The 15490-nt window shown below is 38.4% G+C and carries 14 protein-coding genes; 7 read left to right on the top strand and 7 right to left on the bottom strand.

Annotated elements, in window-relative coordinates; all coding sequences use genetic code 11:
- Positions 1-44: 44 nt before the first annotated feature.
- Positions 45-1334, bottom strand: a complete 1290-nt coding sequence (locus IQ237_RS17015; RefSeq protein ID WP_194057212.1) for a glucose-1-phosphate adenylyltransferase — start codon at positions 1332-1334, stop codon at positions 45-47.
- Positions 1335-1838: 504 nt separating this feature from the next.
- Between IQ237_RS17015 and IQ237_RS17020 the strand changes: the two genes are divergently transcribed.
- A complete protein-coding gene (locus IQ237_RS17020; protein WP_194057214.1) occupies positions 1839-2528 on the top strand; it encodes a hypothetical protein in 690 nt (229 codons plus the stop codon).
- Between the two features lie 8 nt (positions 2529-2536).
- Here the strand turns inward: IQ237_RS17020 and IQ237_RS17025 are convergent, their stop codons facing one another.
- Both IQ237_RS17025 and IQ237_RS17030 read right to left on the bottom strand, forming a co-directional pair.
- Positions 2537-4564 (bottom strand): tetratricopeptide repeat-containing serine protease family protein, encoded by a 2028-nt coding sequence (locus IQ237_RS17025; protein ID WP_194057291.1) that lies wholly within the window; start codon positions 4562-4564, stop codon positions 2537-2539.
- 14 nt (positions 4565-4578) lie between these two features.
- A complete protein-coding gene (locus IQ237_RS17030; protein ID WP_194057216.1) occupies positions 4579-4902 on the bottom strand; it encodes a CU044_2847 family protein in 324 nt (107 codons plus the stop codon).
- A 149-nt stretch (positions 4903-5051) separates the two neighbouring features.
- Here IQ237_RS17030 and IQ237_RS17035 point away from each other — a divergent pair, with 149 nt between their 5' ends.
- Positions 5052-6497 carry a glycoside hydrolase family 13 protein gene (locus IQ237_RS17035; protein WP_194057218.1) on the top strand — a complete coding sequence of 482 codons (1446 nt, stop codon included), beginning with the start codon at positions 5052-5054 and terminating at the stop codon, positions 6495-6497.
- Between the two features lie 288 nt (positions 6498-6785).
- Here the strand turns inward: IQ237_RS17035 and IQ237_RS17040 are convergent, their stop codons facing one another.
- Complete coding sequence (locus IQ237_RS17040; RefSeq protein ID WP_096572145.1) at positions 6786-7079, bottom strand: DUF3593 domain-containing protein; 294 nt, start codon at positions 7077-7079, stop codon at positions 6786-6788.
- Positions 7076-7411, bottom strand: a complete 336-nt coding sequence (locus IQ237_RS17045) for a DUF2499 domain-containing protein (RefSeq protein ID WP_194057221.1) — start codon at positions 7409-7411, stop codon at positions 7076-7078. The genes IQ237_RS17040 and IQ237_RS17045 overlap by 4 nt, the downstream gene beginning before the upstream one ends.
- 493 nt (positions 7412-7904) lie before the next feature.
- Between IQ237_RS17045 and csaB the strand changes: the two genes are divergently transcribed.
- A complete protein-coding gene (gene csaB / locus IQ237_RS17050) occupies positions 7905-8942 on the top strand; it encodes a polysaccharide pyruvyl transferase CsaB (protein WP_194057223.1) in 1038 nt (345 codons plus the stop codon).
- An 82-nt stretch (positions 8943-9024) separates the two neighbouring features.
- On the top strand, positions 9025-9603 hold the full coding sequence (locus IQ237_RS17055; protein WP_194057225.1) for a Uma2 family endonuclease: 579 nt from the start codon (positions 9025-9027) through the stop codon (positions 9601-9603).
- Positions 9604-10029: 426 nt separating this feature from the next.
- On the opposite strand, the gene pgeF is transcribed toward IQ237_RS17055, so the two are convergent.
- Positions 10030-10806: a peptidoglycan editing factor PgeF gene (pgeF, locus tag IQ237_RS17060; protein WP_194057227.1), complete on the bottom strand. Its 777-nt coding sequence runs from the start codon at positions 10804-10806 to the stop codon at positions 10030-10032.
- Between the two features lie 77 nt (positions 10807-10883).
- Here pgeF and IQ237_RS17065 point away from each other — a divergent pair, with 77 nt between their 5' ends.
- Together IQ237_RS17065 and IQ237_RS17070 are read left to right on the top strand one after the other, a co-directional pair.
- A complete protein-coding gene (locus IQ237_RS17065; RefSeq protein ID WP_194057229.1) occupies positions 10884-11696 on the top strand; it encodes a biotin--[acetyl-CoA-carboxylase] ligase in 813 nt (270 codons plus the stop codon).
- 75 nt (positions 11697-11771) lie between these two features.
- Entirely contained in the window at positions 11772-13379 is a 1608-nt protein-coding gene (locus tag IQ237_RS17070; RefSeq protein WP_194057231.1) for a peptidoglycan DD-metalloendopeptidase family protein, read from the top strand.
- Between the two features lie 170 nt (positions 13380-13549).
- On the opposite strand, the gene IQ237_RS17075 is transcribed toward IQ237_RS17070, so the two are convergent.
- Entirely contained in the window at positions 13550-14206 is a 657-nt protein-coding gene (locus tag IQ237_RS17075; RefSeq protein WP_194057232.1) for a riboflavin synthase, read from the bottom strand.
- 650 nt (positions 14207-14856) lie between these two features.
- Between IQ237_RS17075 and IQ237_RS17080 the strand changes: the two genes are divergently transcribed.
- On the top strand, positions 14857-15354 hold the full coding sequence (locus IQ237_RS17080; RefSeq protein WP_194057234.1) for a bifunctional nuclease family protein: 498 nt from the start codon (positions 14857-14859) through the stop codon (positions 15352-15354).
- The last annotated feature ends 136 nt before the right edge of the window (positions 15355-15490 follow it).

Here is a 15490-nt window from a genome sequence, read left to right on the forward strand (position 1 = left end):
CCTGTTCCCTGTTCCCTGTTCCCTTCTTGCCCAATTACCATTGACTAAATAACTGTTCCATCAGGAATCACGGCATTTTTGAGAACAACTACAATCCCACTACGGATATAAAATCCTTGTTTTTCCCGTTCAGCTTCTTGGACGTTATCCTTGTTGATAATTTTCACATCATGACCAATGCGGGCATTTTTATCAATGATGGCTCGGCGAATGATGGTATCTGTACCAATACCAACGGGAATATCACCTTGTTCTATACTACATTGACGTTCTACCGATGGTTGGTAATAGTCTGAACCCATAATCAGGGTTTCTTCAATTATAGAACCTGATTCAATCCGCGATCGCACTCCCAAAACTGAATGTTGAATTCGGCAGTTTTTCAAAATACAACCTTCACCAATCATTGATTCTGTAATATTGCAATTCAATAATTTAGAAGGTGGTAAGTAACGAGCGCGGGTGTAAATTGGTGCTGCTTCATCGTAGAAGCTAAAGGGTGGAAGAGGCTGCTTAGTCAATGCCAAATTCGCATTATAAAAAGCTTCTATTGTTCCGATGTCTTCCCAGTAATCATCAAATAAGTATGCCTGAACATTATGATCTTTAGCGGCATCAGGAATAATTTCTTTACCAAAATCAGTCCGTGCTAAAGATTCTTTCAACAGTTTGATTAAAACGTCTTTTTTGAAGACATATATGCCCATTGAGGCGATATATGGTTGTAATTCGGCTTGTTCTTTGGTTAACCCCAGGATGGTAGTATCAACGCGCATTTTGGCTAAAGCATCACCCTTGGGTTTTTCGCTAAAGTCAATCACCCTACCGGAGTTGTCGATTTTCATTAAACCAAAATCGGAAGCACGGCGATCATCAATAGGGATAACAGAAAGGGTAATATCAGCATTTGTGTCTCTATGACGCTGGATAAACTGACGGTAATCCATACGGTAGAGGTGATCACCAGAAAGGATCAGAAATTCGTCTACATCCCATTCCTGCAACATCCAGAGATACTGACGTACAGCATCGGCTGTACCTTGGAACCAGTTGGGGTTTTCTGGAGTTTGTTGTGCTGCTAACACTTCTACAAACCCATCACTGAAGCCACCGAAGTTGTAAGCGCGGGTAATATGGCGATTTAAAGAGGCTGAGTTAAATTGTGTGAGAACGTAGATTTTATAGATTTCTGAATTTATGCAGTTGCTAACTGGGATATCTATTAAACGATATTTGCCAGCTACGGGTACTGCGGGTTTTGCGCGGAGTTTGGTTAAGGGATACAGTCGTGTACCCGCACCTCCACCAAGAATGATTGCTAAAACTTTTTTCACAAAATTTCTCCAGACTGCCTTTCAACTCTCATCTACAGTTTAGGACTATCGGTGGCAACTGATAAGGGGGGATCAAAGAATCTTGAGGAAGAATTTTTGAGATTGGGGTCTACCGGGTGATTATAGAACTAATGTATTAATAAGAAGAGTGACTGGGGAGGGAAGACAGGTGGCGATCGCAATAGTTTACGTAAACTTGAGAAGCAAAGAATAAGAAAAACCCAGCAATAGCGCAATAGCTTAGAATGGAATCCAAGTTATTTAGATAAGCTGTCAAACCTTTAATTTCCATATTCAGACAGACAGGGAAGCAGGGCAGGGAAAAAAGATCAATACTTTTCTTACCAATCAAAAATATGTAAATTCAATGTCCCAAAGCTTAGGAAGATTACTTAATATAAATTAATAACTGTAAATATTTTTTATACCTTTTTCTGATGCATGTATGATATAAATGAAATATCAAAATATAAAATATATCCTAATAACAAAAAACTTTTCTATATGTTGCAAAAACAAATTACTTCCTTTGATATAAATCAACCTTTGTTAAGTCAGTCTGAAATTAAACAATTACTCAAGAAAGATCCAAGCACATTAGTACCAGAAATCTTACTATATCGGCTTTTAAATATTGCCGAATTATACATCCAAGAATATTTAAGAATTAAGCAACTGAATTATAATTTAATTGGTTTAGAAATAGGATGTGTTTTAGTTGACAACAAAGTTAAAAAAATAGATGATAAGTCAACATATCAAGACAAGTATTCCGTCGGGTGGGGAGCAGTGACACAAGAAGAAGTAATATTAGAAATTACACCTGAAAATACAAGTAATTCAAGGGTTGTGAATATGAACACATTCACAGCAAATGAACCTGAAACCGAATCAGATATTAATAATATAAATCCTCAAGATATTATTCACAGTGAGCAACCAATAATTGATGAAGAATTTTTGGAATTTAATCATAGCTTAATTAAGAAATTAGATGAAGTAATTAGACCTGAAGCAAATCTTACAGGTAGAGACAATTTAGCACTTGATGTTTTTCTCAGATGGAATGCTGGTGAATTAAGATTTAGTTCATCCGAGGGATGTTATGAAAAGGAAGATGGTAAACTATATAAGAAAATTTGTCGGCAGTTTGGTGCAAAGAAGTTTTGTCAAGAAGTACCATGTAATAGTTAATAATTCAGTTATTCACAAGGAATATTTTCTGAAGTAGATTGTGATTGCAAATCATTCAGAACTGTGTTTATTCTATCAGTCATATTAGGTTCTCTCTCGGACAGTTTTTGTAAATCTTCCATGATATATTGAATGGTACTTACATTTGCTAGATCCTGTGTAAAACATTTAATTTTTCTATAGGTATGCCGAACTTCCGGTTTATTCGCTCGTAGTTGAACAAGACCCAAAAAGTGATAATATAGTATATTATTATCTTGAGAAATTACATATTTTAAATCTTCAATAGCTACATCATATTGATGTAAATGTTGAGTATAAACCTCAGCACGCCATAAATGTCCTTCAATACTATCTCGCTCAATTAATTTTTGAAAATCTGCTTTTGCTGCTTGATAATTAGATTCTTTAATAAATATTAAAACTCTATTTTTAAGAGAGTCTATGATTAAATCATTAGCTGCTAAAGGAGCATCAATTATTTTTGTATATGCTAATTTTGCAGCAGTAAATTTATTTAATCTCTCATAGGTTTTACCTAAATTTAAAAGAGCTACATATAACTTTTCTCCTGATAAATTAAAGGCTTCTGTATATGATTTTACAGCCTTATTGCAATCATCAAGAGTTTGACAACCTTCTTGTAAAAAGTTATTAAACAAAAATCCTTTAAAGAAGTAAGCATTAGCTATACTCTCCCTATTTTTAGGATTTTTTGCTAATTCTCTAGCTATGTTATTATCCATAACTAAAACTTCTTTAGCTTGTTGAATATTTCCTTGAAAATAATAACTTTTGCTGATGGCAAGTTTAGTTAAAATTGTAACTAAAGATGGTAAATCTTCCGTTTCAAAATCAGAAGTCCAATCTGCAATTTTTCCAGATGGTAAGTCTACACTTCCAGCATCTTTTTCTTTTGCTGATACTTCTACCCCACCAATAAATGATGTAGCTCCTTTATTTATCCAAACTATCACTACAGTTGAAAATTGTTTCTCTAAAATCTTGGCTATTTTCTTAGCCTCCTGATTATCAGGAATTGCTGTTTCGATGCGGCATAATACGAGATTATTGATATTGCTTCTATCTAATTCTTGGATGAGACTGGCTTCAGCAATACCATCACTAATTGTTTTATTACTGTAAACTGTAGCAACACCAATTGCTTGAGCATCTTTTGGATTACCTGAGTATGATTCATTGCATTTTTGCTTGATTGTTGGCACACCCAATACTTGACTTATAATCTTTTCTAGATGGGGAATATATCCAATAGTAAACAATACAATTGATAAAGAGGTTAATAGTAAAATAGTGGTTCTGTATGTTCTAGGGACAACACCCCAAATATTCGATTTATGTAAAATTAGTAGATGATTAAGACAATTATTTTCTTCTTGAAAAACCCTAACAATTTCCTCAACAGGAATCATAAAACCTATTTTAGCTTCTTTACGACTGTCATCAGCAGCAACAGCCATCCCGACAATACCCTTGAGTTTTTCATCCCAAATAGGCGCACCACTAAAACCTCTTTCTAGTCTTGTTCCTACCTCTCCCCCTTCTATTTGTACCCAACCTGCGGCTTGTTTTCCTCCTAATTTTCCACCCGCTTCTAAACCATCATCGTGGTTTACAGGAAAACCAAAAGTGAGAAATTCGTCACCCCGTAAATTTGTTTCTACAAATAGTTTTACAGGTTTAAGATTTGCAGGTGGAGAATTATTTAACTTCAGTATAGCAATGTCTTCTTTACCTGCAACTGAAGCTTCCCCTGCGGAGGGAACAGGTCGCCATAAAACAACATTAGCTGTTAGTTGAATTTCTGGATTAATGAAAGGAAAATCTAAAAGTATATCTTCATTGGGTCGAGTTTTAACATCTTGTTTAATTCCCAATGCTTGAGCAATAACATGAGCGCAAGTGACTATATAATTTTCACAGACTAAAAAACCAGTACCTACTACCGTACCCTTACAGGTAAATATCCTGACTATAGCTTGCTTCGCTGTATCAAACGAAGTATTAATAAATATTTAATCTTTAATATCTAATCTTTCTTCCATTTCAGGGTAATCTCATAGTTACCTTCAACACTAGCACTAGCGATAATTGCCCCTGCTTCAGCACTCATTTTGATACCAAACTTAACTTCTACTTCGTCAGCAGGCTGATTTAATTGATGTAGCTTATTAATGATGGTATTAGCGATGGGTTTAATTCTTTCTAATGCAGTTTCAAAGGTCTGTTCTGTCTTTAGGAGTATATCCTCTCCACGTCCAATACGTCTCAACCCTTCTTCTGATTCAGGTTCATCTATTTCTACAAGGATGTAGCTACCATCTTCTAAAGGAAATTGAACTAAGCGTTTCACTGATTTAACCTTTGTTAAAGTTTTAATTAATGTGATTTTTATTTAATCATACTCTATCTTTAGGTAGTTGACTATAATTTTAAGTGAAACAATAACTTCTCCAAAGGTTAAAATTTGTGACAATTATGTAAATTTATGTTCGGGTAATTATGCAGATTCACACACCAGACTGGGTAAAACACGCCGTTTTTTATCAAATCTTCCCCGATAGATTCGCTAAAAGTACACAACCCCGGAAACGTTTATTAAATGATCCAAAATGGGAAGATTGGGATAGTTTTCCAACTTTACAAGGTTATAAAGGTGGGGATTTATGGGGGATTTTAGAACAATTAGATTATATTCAAAGTTTAGGCGTTAACGCTATTTACTTTACTCCAATTTTTCAATCTGCAAGTAATCACCGTTATCACACCCATGATTATTATCAAGTTGATCCTTTATTGGGAGGAAATGCAGCATTTAAAGAATTGCTAGATGCAGCACATCAACGTAATATTAAAATTGTGTTGGATGGGGTTTTTAATCATGCGAGTCGGGGGATTTTCTTTTTTCACGACATATTAGAAAATGGACCTCATTCACCTTGGGTAGATTGGTTTAAAATTCAAGGTTGGCCACTTGCACCTTATACGGGTGATGCACCTGCAAATTATGAAAGTTGGGCGGGTATTCGTTCTTTACCGGTGTTTAATCATGATAACCCAGAAGTGCGGGAATATATTATGGAAATTGCCGAATATTGGATTAAATTCGGTATTGATGGTTGGCGTTTAGATGTACCTTTTGAAATAAAAACTCCCGGTTTTTGGCAAGAATTTAGAGATAGGGTAAAAGCAATAAATCCTGATGCTTATATTGTGGGGGAAGTGTGGACAGATTCCCGTCAGTGGTTGGATGGAACACAATTTGATGGGGTAATGAATTATTTATTTACGGGTCCAACTATTGCTTTTACTGCTGGAAATCGTGTAAATTTAGAAATGGTAAAAGGGCGAGATTATGAAACATCTCCACCTTTATTTGCTGCTGAATATGCGGAGAAAATAGAGGACTTATTAAAGCTTTACCCTTGGGAAATTCAACTTACACAACTTAACTTATTAGCAAGTCACGATACAGCGAGATTAATAACTATTGCAGGTGGTGATGTTGCATCTTTAGAATTAGCAACTTTACTATTATTCACATTTCCCGGTGCGCCAAGTGTGTATTATGGTGATGAAGTAGGTTTACCTGGTGGCTTAGATCCTGATTGTCGTCGTGGGTTTCCTTTAGAAGCTAATTGGAATTTGCAAATACTGGAAACTCACAAACAATTAATTTATTTACGTCATCAATATCCAGCTTTGAGGGTGGGAAGTTATCAAGTTATTTATGCGGAAAGTACGCTGTATGTGTTTATAAGAAGTTGGGAAAATGAGGAGTTAATGATTGCGGTAAATGTGGGAGAGGAGTCGGTTACAGTTAGTTTTGATAGTGGTAATTTACAAAGTAAACCACAAAATTTATTGTTTGGAAATGGGGATATAAAATGGAATAATCAGAGTGTTGATTTGAATGTTCCTGCGCGTAGTGGGTGTATTTTTGATTAGGAATTGAGATCCCCCCTAACCCCCTTGATCAGCTATCCATTATAAACATCTTTCTTAACATGAAATTTGACAAAAAGAAGAAGTTATGCAGGGGGGGTAGAGAGACAAAAAATCATCTGCACATAGGTATTCACAGGGAGCAATGCGATTTTGTGAGGTGCTTAAATTTCGGGTGATCACCTATTTAGGGGTGCGATCGCGGCAGAAAATATGTATTTATTGAGAATTAGGCAATTTAATTGAGAATTAAAACCCGATCTAACACGATCGCATCGCTCCCCCTGTCACCTATTCCTTATTCCCTAAATTTTGCACAGCTTGACGAAAACCCAAGACGACTAAAATATTAGCGAGGGTTAAAAATACTTCAGCGCCGCCATGTAACCAGTCTATATTGGCTAAAGCTTCTCCATAAGCAACTTTGGCATAGATGCCGGCGGGAATGGTAATACCGACAAATACTAAAGTACCGTAAAATCCATATAGGGCTAAACGTGGCATTTGCGGACTACGGCTAATAAACCACAAGAAACCCAAATAGGGAAACAGAGACAGGGCAAAGAGGGTTTCTTTTGATATCATGGTTCTGATTTGATGGTTTTTGCTTCAATTTTGGTTGCAGACTTGGTAGAACGCCAAATCCACACTGCTGCCGCCCAAAGGGTAAAATTACCCACTAATGTCATGGTAGCTTGGAGGGTGACTAACCATTCTAGGGATTCGGGGTTGTCGAAATAATGCCAAGTGCAAGCACACATAGCACTAATTAAAGCTGGTAACATGGCAAAGGACAATCCCCACCAACTACGGTTTTTTGTCAGTTCACCATATTTCCAGATTAACCAAATAGCGGCTATCCATTCAATGACACTAGAAACGTGAATAATCCAGGTGGGAATCGAAAGAGCGTGCATAATAGTCAGTAGTCAGTTGTCGGTTGTCAGTTATCAGTTGTCAGTGGTAGGGGTCTAGCAATGCTTATTGGTGTCAACTTAACCGAAAAATCCCTTATCTGTTAGCTTCCACACCGGCCATGAAATGATAGCGTAGCTCGGCGTAAGCCATATTTCATGGCTAATAGCTAAAGTTTACTTTAGTAAACTATCAATTTCTTGGTATTTTTAGTCATCTTTAGATGACTTTTGCTATGAGACTGGGAATTCATTCCCAGTCGGGTTATCGGTTTTACGCTAAGTTGATACCATTGAAGCTCTTGCTTTACCCCTACTGTCAGCTAAAAAAATTGGTAATCCAAAATCTAAAATATCAGGACTTACGTACCATACCTCTGAAAACCTCTTTCCTTTGTGTCCTTTGCGTCCTTTGCGGTTTATTTTTCCATGATCACAGCGTAAGTCCAACATCCAACATCCAACATCCAAAATCTAAAATCCAAAATTATTGAAGATGCGTGTTTTATTATCTGGGTATTACGGTAAAGGTAATGGTGGTGATGAAGCTTTGTTAGCTACACTTTTACAAATGTTACCACCTCATGTCACCCCTGTGGTGCTTTCTGGAAATCCTGAAGAAACGAGTCGGCGTTATGGTGTGGAAAGTTACAACCGCATGGCGTTTTTACAGGTAATTCAAGCTTTACGTTCCTGTGATGTTTTCATCTGGGGTGGTGGTAGTTTAATGCAGGATGTTACCAGTACCATTAGCCCTTTTTATTATGGCGGATTAATGGCGATCGCTCAAGTCCTAAAATTAAAAACTATAGCTTGGGGACAGGGAATAGGACCTTTATTGCGTCCGCAAACTCGCTGGTTAGCAAAGGGGAATTTTGCAGGTTGTATTCAAGTCAGTGTACGCGATCGCTCTAGTTCGACTTTATTATCAAGTTGGAATATACCACATATTCTTGCACCTGATCCAGTTTGGGCGTTAAAGTCGCAATCAGTAGCAGAATTAGCAGATTTACCAAAACCAAGAATTGCAGTTACTTTAAGAAATCATCCCCAACTTACAGAAACTAGATTAGCAAATTTAACTCGTGCTTTGGTGGAGTTACAAACAGCTACCCAAGCCTTTATTTTAATCTTACCATTTCAAAAAAGCGAAGATTTAGGAATTGCCGAAAAAATTCAACTGCAATTAACAGATAATAGTAAGATTCTTTGTTTAGAAGAACCGGAAATTTTAAAAGGGGCATTTCAGGGTGTAGATATGGTTATTGGAATGCGTCTACATAGTTTAATTATGGCAGCTAGTGAAGGTTGTCGTTGTTTTGCATTGAGTTATGATCCCAAGATAAACCGTTTGATGGAAGATTTACAAATACCAGGATGGGATTTAGAAAATATACCCGATGATGTAGATTTAATTAGTAAAACTTGGTTTGATTTTTATCAAAATGGTAATGCTTTGTCATCTGATAAAATACAATCTTTGGTAAATGGGGCATTTTTGCATCGGGATTTATTAAAGGATGCTTTAAAGTAAATTTTCTTAAATAGCATAACCAAATCATACCAAGTTCATTTATTATTGAGATACGAGTTGATATATATAACCAGAGATGATTATGACAGCGATCACCGTCAACTTAAATCCTATTATCCAACTCACAGACCATCAATTTTATCAATTGTGTCGAGAAAATCCTGAAGTTAAATTTGAAAGAAATGCAAAAGGAGAAATCCAGATTATGTCACCCACAGGAGGAGGAACAGGAAAACGTAATGTTGAAATTTCGGCAGATTTTGTTTTTTGGAATCGTCAAAATAAATTAGGAGTTTGTTTTGATTCTTCCACCTGTTTTAAACTTCCCAATGGTGCAAACCGTTCTCCTGATGTTGCTTGGATAAAAAAAGAAAGATGGGATGCACTCACACCCGAAGAACAGGAAAAGTTTCCACCAATCGCACCCGATTTTGTATTAGAGTTAATGTCACCCAGTGATAGTTTAGAAGAAACTCAGGAAAAAATGCAGGAATATATAAATAATGGAGTAAGATTAGGTTGGTTGATTAATCGTAAAATGCGTCAAGTGGAAATTTATCGTCTTGGTAAACCAGTGGAAGTATTAGAATTTCCTCAAGAATTATCAGGTGAAGATGTTTTACCGGGTTTTGTTTTGAATTTGCAAATAGTTTGGGGATAAACTAGGTAACAGATGCTAGAGAAGAAAGCAGGGTAACACAAAACCCCAACCCCCATGACAATTATTAATGATATAATGACTTCTATTGTTAACTTAAATTTAATAGAAATTTTCGGATGGGATTTAACAAGAGGTGTAAATACCTGAGTCGGCATTTATTCAACTTTTTTGTACCGCATTTTTTCGACACAAATGAATATAGCTATCCACAATTTTTCAGGTGAGCAATGCCCACCTTACTAAAAACACTAAAAATTTTGCCAATTAAATAGAAATGCTCATGCCATGCTCAATACAAAGGTAACACATCAAACATTACAGCAGATTGCAGATCCATTAGGTACAGAATCTAAATTGAAACCTATACACTAAGCTAGTTTTACTCCTGACTCCTGACTCCTGCTGTATGTTACTACTGACAGGAAATTAAGATAAACTAACAATTCCTGACCATTGAACCTTTTTCTCCTTTTCTCGACGATAAGAAAAGAAGTGTTCAGAAGATTGATAGGTACAGTAAGGAGCGATCGCAATTTGTTCTCCACTAAATCCCAACTGCTCTAACTGCAAAGCATTAACACGACGCACATCTAAACGCACCTTTCCCGGTTCTGCATCCGGTAATAAAGGTGAATCAGGTAAATCGTGTAAAGCAGCAACTATTTTTTCTGGTTCACTATGTGGTATAATAGCTTTTCCAATTTCCGCCGCCACTGCCACGGAAACTTGGTAAACTTCACCGGCGATCGCAGGACCCATAGCAATGCGTAAATCTTCTAATTTGCTACCTTGAGATTGCATCTTTTTAATGGCTTGGGGAACAATCTGCGCTGCTGTACCCCGCCAACCCGCGTGTAAAGCCGCTACCTGTCCGATTTTGACATCCCCAATCAGCACCGGTGTACAATCAGCAGAAGCCACCCAAACAGCCTGTAAAGGTTTTTCACTGATTAAACCATCTGCTAACGCCAACTCATCATCATTATTGTTTAAATGTTCATCTACCTCTTGGGGAGTCAAAACAGTATTACCGTGAACTTGTTTTAAACGATAAGCAGCAGCTTCTGGTTGCAGTACCTTTGTTAACTCCTGCGGTAGACGTGGCCAAAACTGCTGGGTAAAAAAACCATGAGGCCAAGGTGTCAAAAGATTACAAGTCAGGTAAGGTAGACCTTCCCAATTGTGCCAGTGCCAAGTGTGCATTTTCAACCAAACCCAAACAAAAAATACAAAACCGCCAATCAATGCTAACTTGATCAACGGGATTTAGGGGAATAACTGTGGAATTTGAGCAGCAAATTTTAGAAAATTTCTTGCACTTAGGGCGTAAGCAACCTTATGTACCATTTTCTCTACACATTTTTGACAGTCTCCCGTCAACTAATCAAATGGTATGGGAATTAATCGCCCAAGGAGCAAAACCAGGAAGCGTAGTTATTGCTACCCAACAAACAGCAGGTAGGGGACAATGGGGAAGACAATGGTTATCTCCTACAGGTGGTTTATACCTTTCAGTGGCGATCGCTCCTCAACTAGAAGTCACCAATAGTTATCAACTCACCCTAGCTACTGCTTGGGGCATTGCTTCACACTTACGAAAGTGTGGCATAACAGTAGGAATAAAATGGCCGAATGATTTAGTATTAGATAGTCGTAAACTAGGCGGCATTTTAACAGAAACCAGGGTTTATCAAGGGCATATTACCCAAGCAGTGATTGGTGTAGGTATAAACTGGGCTAACCCAGTACCAGAAACTGGCATCAACTTAAAATCCTGGCAAACTACCCAAAATTATCAAGCTATTTCTGGACTAGAAATGCTCACGGCTACCATTCTACTAGGAATAGAATCCGGTCTAGAGTGTCTAAACAACGAAGGAATAAGCATACTACTGTCTCGTTATCTGCATTTACTGACAAATATGGGTGATCAGGTGTATGTGAATAATCTTTTAGGCACTGTTGTTGGAGTGACACCCGAAGGAAATCTTCGCTTACAAATGGCTGAATATAATAGGACAGAACTGATAAAAGCAGAAATTTCTGTAGAACCCGGTACAATCAGTTTGGGTTACGCTAAATCTTCGGTTTAATTTCTGTTTAATTTCTGTTTAACTTTTTAAGCACATCATCTTCTTTAAACTTATTACACACAACTGAGAGAAAAAATGACGCAGCCCCATAAATCTGCCCATGACCGCTGGAATAATAAGCGAACTCAAAGTTTAACAACAAAACGCTTTGCTTCTACATTACCAGCCCAAGCCCTGACTTGGTTGAGTAGTGTTAGCCTGTTAAGTGGTGGCTTCGTAATTGCTCAAACTGAATCATCAGTAGATCACATTGTTCCCACTATTGAAAGTTCCCAAGCAACCGTAACAGAGACAGCAAAAAAAGAAACTGCTACCCCAGAAGCAGTAAAATCCCAACCTGATTTTGCTGAACGCAGAGCTAGACTGAAAAAGAAACTCAATAATAAAGAAGTTTCCCAAACAGCAGAACCGGTGAGACAGTCTCAACCAAAAGCAGAAAATTCTCAACCTGTTGTCATCATTCAAACTTCTCAACCGAAAGCGGAAACGTCACAGGTAAAAAAACCAGAGACTTCTGTTAACTCAGCACCTGAAAAACCCGCAGAAGTAGCTAAACCAGCAAACAATAATGCTAAGGATACTGGCAGCGCCACAGCGAGGAAAACCAAAGATTACAATAACACCCAGATTGACCCCACCGAATACAATGGGACTGCAACTAGCAACTATGAACCACCCAGTTCTGTAGTTGTTACAGAAAGGTCTAGCGGTTGTGAAGCGGTTTTTTCTAAAAGAGAAATTGCTGCTGGTGCTTGTGGTAAAAAAGCCACTGATACCCCTACTGTAGCTGATGCACCCAAAAAATCAGCACCTACTTGGATCAAAAAAAGTGAAACCGCTAGTTTAGAAAAAACGCCAAAAACACCGCAAGTAGCCACTAAATCTAACTCAGAACCAGTAGCTGCTCAGTCTAACTCAGAACCCCAGAGTGTAGTGAAAACGGTTGCTGGTGCTGTTAATAATAATCAGAGTTGGCGTAATGCCCAAACAAATACTAGCAGTTCTACAAAAACCGCTTCTCGTCCAAATCGGTTTATTCCTCAACCCAGCGAGTTTTCCCCGACTACAACCGTTAGTGCTACACCCATCGCCCCCAGCTTTGGCAGTTTACCCGCGCCAATGGCTGAGGATAATATAGCACCACGTCCGAGTAATGTATCTTATGATTTTGCCCTGGCAGCGGTTTTACCACAAGTTCCTTACAGTAGCGCCTTTGCTTACCGTGGTGGTAGTTCAGGAGTAACTTTTCCCTTATCTTTTGCTGCGCCAGTAACTTCTTTATTTGGTTGGCGGATACATCCTATCACTGGCGATCGCCGTTTCCACGCAGGTACAGATATAGGAGCGCCCACAGGTACACCAATTTTAGCAGCAGCCAGAGGTCAAGTAGAAACCGCTGACTGGATTGGTGGTTACGGTTTAACCGTGATTATTAATCACAGTTCTGCCCAACAAACTCTCTACGCTCATATGTCAGACATCTTAGTTCGTCCTGGTCAGTGGGTAGAACCAGGAATGGTGATCGGTCGTGTGGGTAGCACTGGTAACTCTACTGGTCCTCACCTACACTTTGAAGTCCGCCACCTCACACCCAACGGTTGGGTTGCTGTTGACCCCGGTGTGAAGTTACAAGCAGGACTGAATAACTTGGTGTACAACAACAGAACAGCACAGGCAAGGTAGGTGACAGGTGCTACGCCACGGTGACAGGTGACAGTGAAGAGAGCAGGGGAGCAGGGAGCTTTCTAGCAGGGGGAGAATATTAACTTTTGCCTCTTGCCTTTTGCCTGTTGCCTTCTGTTCCCTGTTCCCTGTTCCCTGTTCCCTATTCCCTATTCCCTATTCCCTATTCCCTATAAATACCCGTGTTCTATTAAGAATGCGGGTGTAATGTCCTCTTGATGTGGTGTTTTGCCTGGGGAAATGAATTTTTCCACGTATTTACCCAGGATATCGGCTTCTAAGTTTACCCAACTACCAGAACTTAAACAACTCAGGTTTGTTTCCGAGTAGGTAAGGGGAATGACTGCGACGGTAAACTGGGAGTTTTCGGGTTGATAGGTGGCTACGGTGAGACTGATACCGTTGATGGCGATGCTACCTTTGGGGACGATATAGCGAGCGATCGCCTCCGGTGCTACAAAGGTCATTTCCCAGGAGGTTGCTGTCTGTTCTGCTGAAATTAATTCTCCCATCCCGTCTACATGACCCATGACAAAATGACCTCCTACCTTACCCCCCACTCGCAGCGACGTTTCTAGGTTGACATATCCGGCTTGGGTTTCTTCTCTCCCTAAAGTGGTACGGCGCAGGGTTTCTGGTGAAGCAGTGGCAATAAAACCGTCTTTTAAAATTTCTTCCACTGTGAGACATACGCCATCTACTGCTACACTATCGCCATAAGTTAAATCGTGCATAATGGCATCCGAGTGGCTGACAAAAGTAATCTGCCACAAATTGTTAGATAAGGGTTTAATGTTACCTAATCCTTGAATTAATCCTGTAAACATGATTTTTCTACCAAATTAACTCTATTTACAAGTTTGCTAAGAATTGGTAATTGGTAATTGGTAATTGGTAATTGGTAATGGGTAATTGGGAAAAATATGATTAATTACCCAATCACCAGTCCCCAATCACCAGTCCCCAATCACCTATTGCTTAATTTTGGCTGAAATTAACTGATAATTCCGCACAAAAAGGTAAAACATTTAAAGACAATTTCTGAAGTTTTTTTTTGATTGCTGAACAGTCACACATTAACATCAATCTCAAGGCATACTTGGGTAAGACGATTATGATTTGAGGAGAGCATTTTGACGTACTCTGGTGTTTACTACAAGTTCGGAGTCATCGGGTGGAGATTTATATTCCGATAAAGCCTTATATACTGCCACATATCGGACAATAATTGCTCGTATTTGGCTATAAATCGCTTCCCAAAGGATAAGCGTTTAAGCCGAAAGAGAGATAACTGCTCTCATATTGCCAATAAAATCAGGAGTAAAGTCCAGATTATCTGGGTTTTATGTAGCAGTTTAATAGAAGCGATTATAAAGAAGAAAAGCCCTATGTTTACTTCTGTCTTAGAAAAACCCAATCAAGGGTATTTTTTGCCACATAGCACTCAAGCAATACAAGGATTTTAGAGGGTTGGCCAATGATTGAAATGAGAGTCGCTGGTATAGCTTTAGATGCCATAACCCGTAGTCCGATTGTACTCCTGAAAGATAGTTCAGATCGTCGGGCTTTACCAATTTATATCGGTCAGGATCAAGCTAGGGCGATTATGGGTGCTATGGAGCATCAAAAACCCCCTAGACCTTTAACTCATGACTTGATGGTGAATGTTTTGGAAGCATGGAATATGACCTTAGAAAAGGTGATAATTCATTCTTTGCAAAAGGATACATTCTACGCTGCTTTAATTGTGCAGCAAGGAGAGGTAAAAAAAGAAATAGATTCTCGTCCTAGTGATGCGATCGCCATTGCTTTAAGGACAAATGCACCGATTTGGGTAATGGAAGAAGTGGTAGCAGATGCTTCTATTCCCGTTGATCGTGATGCTGATGAAGCTGAACAACAAGCTTTCCGGGAGTTCGTTTCTAATCTTCGTCCTGAAGATTTAATCAAGCGATTCGGTAATAGTGATGGTTAAATAGGGTACTGGGGACTGGTGACTGGGGAGAAAAATTTTAGATTTTAGATTTTAGATTTTAGATTGGAATTGACAAAAACAATCCAAAATCCAAAATCCAAAATTGAATCACCAATCACCAATCACCAATCACCAA

This window comes from Sphaerospermopsis sp. LEGE 08334 (assembly GCF_015207205.1).
In the GTDB taxonomy this organism is placed as follows: Bacteria; Cyanobacteriota; Cyanobacteriia; order Cyanobacteriales; family Nostocaceae; genus Sphaerospermopsis.

Bases quoted from the DNA above. Each gene is read 5' to 3' on its own strand.
- IQ237_RS17020 (WP_194057214.1), top strand. From the start codon at position 1,839: ATGTTGCAAAAACAAATTACTTCCTTTGATATAAATCAACCTTTGTTA.
- IQ237_RS17035 (WP_194057218.1), top strand. From the start codon at position 5,052: ATGCAGATTCACACACCAGACTGGGTAAAACACGCCGTTTTTTATCAA.
- IQ237_RS17040 (WP_096572145.1), bottom strand. From the start codon at position 7,079: ATGATATCAAAAGAAACCCTCTTTGCCCTGTCTCTGTTTCCCTATTTG.
- IQ237_RS17045 (WP_194057221.1), bottom strand. From the start codon at position 7,411: ATGCACGCTCTTTCGATTCCCACCTGGATTATTCACGTTTCTAGTGTC.
- csaB (WP_194057223.1), top strand. From the start codon at position 7,905: ATGCGTGTTTTATTATCTGGGTATTACGGTAAAGGTAATGGTGGTGAT.
- IQ237_RS17055 (WP_194057225.1), top strand. From the start codon at position 9,025: ATGACAGCGATCACCGTCAACTTAAATCCTATTATCCAACTCACAGAC.
- pgeF (WP_194057227.1), bottom strand. From the start codon at position 10,806: ATGCACACTTGGCACTGGCACAATTGGGAAGGTCTACCTTACCTGACT.
- IQ237_RS17070 (WP_194057231.1), top strand. From the start codon at position 11,772: ATGACGCAGCCCCATAAATCTGCCCATGACCGCTGGAATAATAAGCGA.
- IQ237_RS17075 (WP_194057232.1), bottom strand. From the start codon at position 14,206: ATGTTTACAGGATTAATTCAAGGATTAGGTAACATTAAACCCTTATCT.
- IQ237_RS17080 (WP_194057234.1), top strand. From the start codon at position 14,857: ATGATTGAAATGAGAGTCGCTGGTATAGCTTTAGATGCCATAACCCGT.